At 59.0% G+C, this 7,882-nt stretch carries 8 protein-coding genes; all 8 read left to right on the top strand.

Going from position 1 to position 7,882, the window contains the following annotated elements:
- Positions 1–190: 190 nt before the first annotated feature.
- The 8 genes from V3596_RS21715 to V3596_RS21680 all read left to right on the top strand — a co-directional run bounded on the left by V3596_RS21715 (position 191) and on the right by V3596_RS21680 (position 7,712).
- Positions 191–640, top strand: a complete 450-nt coding sequence (locus V3596_RS21715) for a hypothetical protein (protein ID WP_334279921.1) — start codon at positions 191–193, stop codon at positions 638–640.
- A gap of 945 nt (positions 641–1,585) precedes the next feature.
- Complete coding sequence (locus V3596_RS21710; protein WP_334279920.1) at positions 1,586–1,948, top strand: hypothetical protein; 363 nt, start codon at positions 1,586–1,588, stop codon at positions 1,946–1,948.
- 1,128 nt (positions 1,949–3,076) lie between these two features.
- On the top strand, positions 3,077–3,517 hold the full coding sequence (locus V3596_RS21705; protein WP_334279919.1) for a hypothetical protein: 441 nt from the start codon (positions 3,077–3,079) through the stop codon (positions 3,515–3,517).
- A 1,655-nt stretch (positions 3,518–5,172) separates the two neighbouring features.
- A complete protein-coding gene (locus V3596_RS21700) occupies positions 5,173–5,667 on the top strand; it encodes a hypothetical protein (RefSeq protein WP_334279918.1) in 495 nt (164 codons plus the stop codon).
- Positions 5,668–5,741: 74 nt separating this feature from the next.
- On the top strand, positions 5,742–6,464 hold the full coding sequence (locus V3596_RS21695; RefSeq protein WP_334279917.1) for an AbiU2 domain-containing protein: 723 nt from the start codon (positions 5,742–5,744) through the stop codon (positions 6,462–6,464).
- 93 nt (positions 6,465–6,557) lie between these two features.
- Complete coding sequence (locus V3596_RS21690) at positions 6,558–6,809, top strand: hypothetical protein (RefSeq protein WP_334279916.1); 252 nt, start codon at positions 6,558–6,560, stop codon at positions 6,807–6,809.
- 76 nt (positions 6,810–6,885) lie between these two features.
- Positions 6,886–7,257: a hypothetical protein gene (locus V3596_RS21685; protein WP_334279915.1), complete on the top strand. Its 372-nt coding sequence runs from the start codon at positions 6,886–6,888 to the stop codon at positions 7,255–7,257.
- Positions 7,258–7,382: 125 nt separating this feature from the next.
- Positions 7,383–7,712 (top strand): hypothetical protein, encoded by a 330-nt coding sequence (locus V3596_RS21680; RefSeq protein WP_334279914.1) that lies wholly within the window; start codon positions 7,383–7,385, stop codon positions 7,710–7,712.
- Positions 7,713–7,882 lie beyond the last annotated feature (170 nt).

Raw genomic sequence — 7,882 nt, 5'->3', positions numbered from 1 at the left:
GATTGGCATTGGCAGCAAGCGGTTCTCCGCTAGCACTAGCGGTCGGAGCAAGAGTGCAGCCTAACCTGTCGCTCGAGCCGACTCGCGTCGGCAGGCCGCCGCTCGCGGCTCAGCTTCAACGTTAGGCCTCAATACAATGCCCGCGATTTCACCGCGCTATGCAGGAAGACTGGAGGCACTCGGTTGCATGATGAGTCGCGGCCGATATCTGAGTCTTGTGCTTCCGCACAACTTGGCCGCCGAGCTTCAGTCAGAGCAATTGGCGCAGAACTTCAATGCCGGGACATTCCCTGGGCCAAACTGGGTTTCGGATACGCTGACCGCCGCTGAAGGTGATTTCGCGTCGCTCAGAGGCTCCATTGCAAAGGCAACCACTCGAACGGCGATTCTTGGTCTGGCCGCCCTGGTAATTGCGATCGCGCTAGGGAAAGTCAACCCGGCATTCCCGGCAGATTGGGGCAAGATTGCAAGCGCGGTAGGCGCGTTTCTTGCGGCTCTAGGAGCATTTCTGCAGTTTTCCCCGCCGCGAGAGACGTTCAAGGGCAACATGCTGCACGAGGTCACACATTCATTGCTCGTGCGTGTTTTCGCAGCGCTCGGTATCGTCCTTGCAGCGGTGGGTAGCTTGTGGTGGCAGTGAGGCCTAACCAGTCGCTCGAGCCGACTCGCGTCGGCAGGCCGCCGCTCGCGGCTCAGCTTCAACGTTAGACCACTCGAAATGAAGCCAGCGTTCCATTTCACGTATGAGAAAGACTGGCGAACTGCGCCTGTAGCGTTCTGGGTGCACGTGCCCGTTCCTGGAACGAGCGAAGCCTGCGACCCTCCTGCTCCAGTTGCAATTCCTCATCTCGGCTATGCAGTCCTCCGCGTGGAGTTCGAGTCTCACGAACTTCAATTCAGCGCATTGGCTCAGTTGGACCACTTCATTGAGGTTCTGTCGCGCAAGCCGCTTCCCACCTCGCGGCAGCTAGCTTTACGTCGGAAGTTGCCGGTAGGCCCAAACAGCCATTGGTTGAGTCGGTTGCCTGCTGAGCTCAAATCGCCTCGAAAGCGAGAGAAGCTGGTGCAAGTGCTGGGCACAATCCGCGAGCAGGTGGCTGGCCCGTGGTCTAACCAGTCGCTCGAGCCGACTCGCGTCGGCAGGCCGCCGCTCGCGGCTCAGCTTCAACGTTGTACCGCAGGCTTAGGGAAGGCCAAGTGAGGATGGTTCGTCGTTCGCGTCAAATCCAGTTGGCCGTTTGCGAAGGCACAAGTTCTCTTTGCGGCGCGGCTTGGCGCAGCTCGGTCGCTTCCGTTGGTCCTCGTGGTGCCAGTGGTCGTGGCCGTGTGGCCAAGGTCGGTCGGCGCGTCGTCCTCTTTGCGCGGCGGCCCGCATGGTTAAGCGCCGGCCTGTCGCCTCGGGCTTCTGCCACGTGGGTGTGGCTCCGTTTAGCACCTGGCACTCGCCACGGCGGGCGCTTCGAGGCGGCTCGGTACAACCTGCCGCTCAAGCCGACTCGCGTCGGCAAGCCGCCGCTCGCGGCTTAGCTTCATCGTTAGGCCTCGCACTCAAAATGTCCGACTACCCACGGCCTTAGGAACTCAAATGCCAGATCTAGCCCCTGCATTTGCCGAGCTTCGCAAGATCCTGGCGCCCTACGCCGACAAGCTTGCTGCCGTTCGGGACGACGATAAAGAGTTGTACATCGATACTCATCACATTCAGAAGAACAAGAAGCCCCTGTTCTTCGGCGCCGTCCAGATTAAGAAGTCATACGTCAGCTTCCATCTCATGCCGGTGTACGTGCAGCCCGAACTTCTGGGCTCTGCGTCACCCGAACTCAAAGCCCGAATGCAAGGCAAGTCGTGCTTCAATTTCAGAGCGCCAGAGCCAGAACTATTCAAGGAGCTCTCGTTGCTTGTCAAAGCCGGCTACGCTAGCTACAAGGAGCAGGGCTTTGTCCAGTAGCACTTTCACGTCAATGCCGGCAAGGCCTAACCATTCACTCAACCGGACGCTACACAGCTTGCCGCCGTCCGGGCCGTCATTTCATTCTGGCCCTACCGGCGCCAATCTGTTCCGCGCCGGTTAGCTCAAGCGTTAGCCGTCATGGACGTACCCGCACTCATCGAGAGATTTAGAACAGCCGCAATTGCAAAGGGCGACGGGACGGCTGGGAAGGGCGATGCCGAGCTCTATTCCCGCATGCGCTCGGCTTACGGAGAACTGGTTCGGCGCGGCGATCGTGGGAACTTGGCGTTTGAAGCGCTTGTTGCGGACCCATCGCCTTATGTCCGGTCTTGGGTGGCAACGCAGCTTCTCTTCCTTGGGCATAGCTCAGTACGCCCAGTACTTGCGGAGCTGGCCTCTCAACCGAACTTGCTAGCTTTCAGCGTATCAATTGCCCTGCAAGAATACGATGCTGGTCGCCTCAAATCCCCACTCTGAAATGACGGCTAACCAGTCGCTCGAGCCGACTCGCGTCGGCAAGCCGCCGCTCGCGGCTCAGCTTCAACGTTAGGGCTCATCGGAAATGCCGTGCCAACGCCCTGAGGATGTGAAGGTCTTTGCTGACTACAACCAGTTCTATGTTCAGGACGGGGGCATCAATCCACCCGCCCCGGAAGATTGGTCCGATGAAGATGTGGCTCGTCGTGCCAAGGTGGCGGAGAACGTCTTTGTTGTTTGCCCGGTCCGGAACACGTCGGTTCCTGTCGAGGTCGCTCTATACGATGTCGCGCCGAGCTTGGATCTAGACATGTGGGATCACATCGTGGCAGGTTCACTCTTCTTACCGAGCGGTCATCTGCAAGTCCATGAATGCACTGGTGGTCCCGTTCTGGACTGGCAGGTTCCGCCAGGACAGTACGAAGTTGCAGTTCTATACGCGGGGCTTCGCAACCTGTCTCACGATGGGCTGGAGGGGGCAGATCGATACCATGTGCTCCTTTGGCCAGGCCATGAAAGGGAGCTCGCGGTTCTTCGTGAGTGGGGTGGGCGCAATGAGCCCTAACCTGTCGCTCGAGCCGACTCGCGTCGGCAGGCCGCCGCTCGCGGCTCAGCTTCAACGTTAGGCGTCAAATCACGCGTGCATTCATGGGAGAAGCGCTCTTGTTACGGATGAAATCGAAATTGCTCGGGTTCCTTTTGGCCGCGCCAATCGGAGCCGCTGCTCAAACACTGCAAGCGGAAGACCTTGAGCGGCTGTGCACCTCCGGAGACAAGGCTGATCGACTTTCCTGCAACCTAATCGTGAAGGTCTATTTGGACGGCTTCATTGAGGGCGTTGCAAAGGGGGCTCTCGACACATACAAGTTTGACCCGCAAGTTCGGACTAGCGTTGAGCGCGTTCAGATGAAGGATATGGCGCCTCGTGTCTCGAAGGTTATTGAGAGTTCGACCTGCATTCAGCGTGTTTCAGTTTCAGAAATGGCTGGTGCTTTCGTTGAGCATGTGCAAGCGAATCCTTCGCTCCGAAAGGAGCATTACCGCAAGGCGATGACTCGAACCATCGCCTCTAAGTTTTGCGCAAAATGACGCCTAACCAGTCGCTCGAGCCGACTCGCGTCGGCAAGCCGCCACTCGCGGCTCAGCTTCAACGTTAGCCATCATGTCAATGCAGCGCAGCGTCCAACAGCAGAACGCTTCAGTCGAGGCCGGGATTCGTGCGGCGGCGGAGAAATTCTCCCTAGGCGCAGCTGGGTTCGCTTGGCTCCACGCCATCCTTCGGGCGAATCGGATGGACGCAGATTCCGGATTGCTTGTTCGCCTTACGGAGATTCCAGATCAAGGAGGCCAACTTGTGGCCGGGCTCTGGCTAACTTCAGCGAGAAGGTTCATTGAGTTTCAAGTTTCACTCTCGCGCGAGAGTGGTGAACTACAAGAAGTTGAACGGTTCCTTGATGTCACGTCATCGATGGCCGTGGAGTCCGGGCAGCGGCGCACGGGGCAATCCTTCGGGTTTCTCGCGCTCAAGGTGCTTGCGGAGGCCCATGATGGCTAACCTGTCGCTCGAGCCGACTCGCGTCGGCAAGCCGCCGCTCGCGGCTCAGCTTCAACGTTAGGCAGCAATGGCCAAGTACGCATGCCCGTATTGCGATGGATTTGCCCATACGAGTGGTGCAATTCCCAACCCGAACGAAAGCCTCTTGATCTCAGACGTTGAGTATGCAGGGCTGTCGCAGTCACTGGACTCTGATGATCTTTACAAGCGATTCAAGCACTTGTTCAAGTGCGTCTCATGTGAGGCAATTGCCATCTTCTGGAATGGATTTTCGGAAAATCCAACCTGGTACAGCCCAGCTCGCCAAGACGAAGATGCAGCCTAACCAGTCGCTCGAGCCGACTCGCGTCGGCAAGCCGCCGCTCGCGGCTCAGCTACAACGTTGTGCATCAGGCTGCCCGGAGTCCAAGTGAGGATGGTTCGTCGCTCGCGTCAAATCCAGCTGGCCGTTTGCCAAGGCACAGGTTCTGCTTGTGGCGCGGCCTGGCGCAGCTCGATCGCCGTCGCTGCGCCGCATGGCACCAGAGTTCTTGGCCGTGTGGCCAAGCCGGGCGTCATTCGCTTCTCTCTGCGCGGACGGCCCGCATGTTCAAGTACCAGCCTGTCGCCTCAGCCGTCTGCCACGTGGGTGTGGCTTCGTTTGGCATCTCGCGCTCGCAGCGGCCGTGCCTTCGAAGTGGCTCTGCACAACCTGCCGGTCAAGCGGGACGTCCCACGGCGGGCGCCGTTGGTCCGCCTTGCGCAGGCAGTGCCGCCGTGGTCCGCCCCTTACCTTCACCGTTGTGCATCTGGCTGCCGGGAGTCCAAGTGAGGATGGTTCGTCTTACGCGTGAGCAGCGCTCGGCCAATTGCCTAGGCCGCAGTTCTCTTTGTGGCGCGGCTTGGCACAGTTCGGTCGCCGCTGCTGGTCCAAGTGGCGCCAATCGTCGTGGCCGCGTGGCCAAGGTTGGGCGCGGCATCGTTCTCTTTGCGCGCCGGGCCGCATGGTCAAGAACCAGCCAGGCGCCCCAGCCGTCTGCCACGTGGGTGTTGCTCCGGTTGGCGTCCCGCGTTCGCTACCGCCGATGCTTCGAAGTGGCTCTGCACAACCTGCCGGTCAAGCGGGACGTCCCACGGCGGGTGCCGGTGGTCCGCCTTGCGCAGGCCGTGCCGCCGTGGGCCGCCCCTTACCTTCATCGTTAGGCCGCACATGAACGATCGCGTTCTGCGCATGTTCAATGAAGCCAAGGACCGGCTGCATGACGCCGATATCCTTGCGCGCTCCCTAGACACGCGCTCTGACTCCCAAGCAATCATCCGAATCCTCGGATTCGAAATACTCTTGAAGTGCGCACTCCTGGTCTCTGGGCAAGAGCCGAAGGAATCGCACAACTACAAGAAGCTGTGGCGCGGTCTCCCCGGCTATGTGCGCACCGAGGTCTTGAATGTCGCGTCGGTGCGGATGCCTGGGCATGCAGACCTAACGAACATCGAAGAGAAGCTGGTCTGGTATCAGTTCGTCTTTGAGCGCGCCCGGTATCACTATGAGCTGTACGAGAACTACAGTCTGAAGGAACAGACAGAGCTTGGGGAGGTCTGGCTATCACTCGGAGCCCCGAACAGCGAAGCTGTGGTCCAGTACTTTCCGTCCGAGCTTACCTGCCTCATTGATGGCCTTGTCGCCTACATCGAGAATGCGGCCTAACCAGTCGCTCGAGCCGACTCGCGTCGGCAAGCCGCCGCTCGCGGCTCAGCTTCAACGTTAGGTTGCACAAAGACATGCCGTCGAGAATCGAGAAGCTCGAAGCACACGCAAGCCATTTGCTGGATGCATTCATCCGCCTTACGGAGCGCTATTCGCTTCTTGATCCGATGCTCTTTGATTCGGAGATTCCAAAGCTTCGAGGCTCAGGCAAGCAAGCGCGAGGCTTCCTCACCCTGAGGCATTCGCTGTTTCTCTCGTGCGCTCAAGACATCGCAAAGCTCACCCTAGATTCCGACAAGCGAACGCCGAGCATCAAGAGCCTGGTTGCGGCGCTAGAGGACGCAGCGCTGTGCCGCGAGCTGAGGGATCGCTTTTCGCTTTGGGTGATCCCATCAGCCGAGACAGAAACTGATCCCGAGATCATCGAGGCGCTAAGGCGCATTGAGCTGGGTGAGCAAGCGGAGCGTCGCACTCAGTTTGATGAGATCTTGAGCCGAGTCAGGGCGAACTGGACCGACCTTTCCAACATGGGCTACTTGTCGGCGTTTCTGACCATTCGAGACAAGGTCTCTGCACATACAGAGGTGATGCTTGTAGCCGATAAGTACCAATTCTTGGACATTGGCACCTTAGGGATCAAATGGTCCGACATGAAGGTTGCTATAGGCGCAATGCGGGACTTGGTTGAAGACCTTGGGCTTCTCATCCGCAACGCGGGCTTTGCATGGGACTCACTTGACGAGCAACTTGGTCGAGCTTCCCTTGCATTCTGGTTGGAGGCGAAAAGTGCAACCTAACCAGTCGCTCGAGCCGACTCGCGTCGGCAAGCCGCCGCTCGCGGCTCAGCTTCAACGTTAGGCCACAATTCCACGAGTTTGGGAGAGATAGTGATGTCGATATTTAGCGATCCAGTGCAGTGGACGGCCTCTGCCGTAGGGACGAAGAAGCGATTCGCGCTGACGCTTTTTCTGCTTTCCATGCTCATCGGGATGGCGGTCTTTGACGCTGCCGAAAGCGGTCTCCGGTCCGCTGCGGCGATCTCGCTTTTTGTCGTATGGATGCAGTTTCTACTTCTCTTCGGGATGAGGGCTATGTATCTGCACGTCGTTGGCATCAGTGCCGCAAAGAAAGATGCGGCCTAACCAGTCGCTCGAGCCGACTCGCGTCGGCAGGCCGCCGCTCGCGGCTCAGCTTCAACGTTAGGCTTCGGAAATACACATGTATGCCATCGCTGCCATCGGTTTGCTGACGATGTCCCTGAGCTTCCTGATGATGGTTAGCCCGAACGCATGGGCAGCCGGAATCCTGGCTTTCGCCCAGAAGCCCTACTTTCACGTCGCCGAGATCCTTACGCGAGTTCTTGCAGGCGGCGCGCTTGTCTTCTTCGCAGGGCAGACTCTGCATCCGCCTGTGTTCGTTTTCGCTGGCTATGCCCTTGTAGCTGTCGGCGCGTTTTTGCTATTGGCTGGTTCCTCTCGCCATCGCGCTTTTGCGGTTCGATCCGCATCGTTCAAGGCTGTCTTTCGCCCTGCAGGCGTTGTCGGCTTTGCTGCAGGCGCATTCGTCATCTACTCAGCGCTCGGTACGTGAGTGCATGTCAAATTCCGCTTCTTCCGTGTCTCGCATGTTCAACCCTCCGAAGCCTAACCTGTCGCTCGAGCCGACTCGCGTCGGCAAGCCGCCGCTCGCGGCTCAGCTTCAACGTTAGGCATCGCATGAGCCATTCGGAGCGCGACAACGATCTTCGCAAGATGAGGCAGCTGGCTCATGCCAAGAGCGCGCTCATCCCGACGCCGTGCTCCCTTGAGGATGCTGAGCGGATCATGCGCTCGGCCGCCTATGTGAAACTTCAGATGGACTTCGATCTGCTCTTTGCGAAGTACGGCTTCAACGCAGAAATCTTCAAGGGCAACGAGCGCGCAGGTTCAAAGCGTGCCGTTACGAGAAAGATCAAAGATGCGGTCAGGCGCAACGAGAAACGCTCGGAAAAGCAAAGCGCGCGTCGTGAGCTTGCTGGTCCGATTGAAGGGACGAGCGATGCCTAACCTGTCGCTCGAGCCGACTCGCGTCGGCAGGCCGCCGCTCGCGGCTCAGCTTCAACGTTAGGCCCCTGCAAATACATATGACCGCTTCTGCGCCAATGATGATCGGCTGTGGCGAGCACGGGGAGCGAATCTCAGCCGTGGTTTGCGGCCACATGTTGTGCGGCGAGCCG

This window comes from Roseateles microcysteis, assembly GCF_036880965.1.
GTDB lineage: Bacteria > Pseudomonadota > Gammaproteobacteria > Burkholderiales > Burkholderiaceae_C > JAUASW01.
Note: the sequence above shows the minus strand (reverse complement) of the source record. Positions and strands in the feature narration are given on the sequence as shown.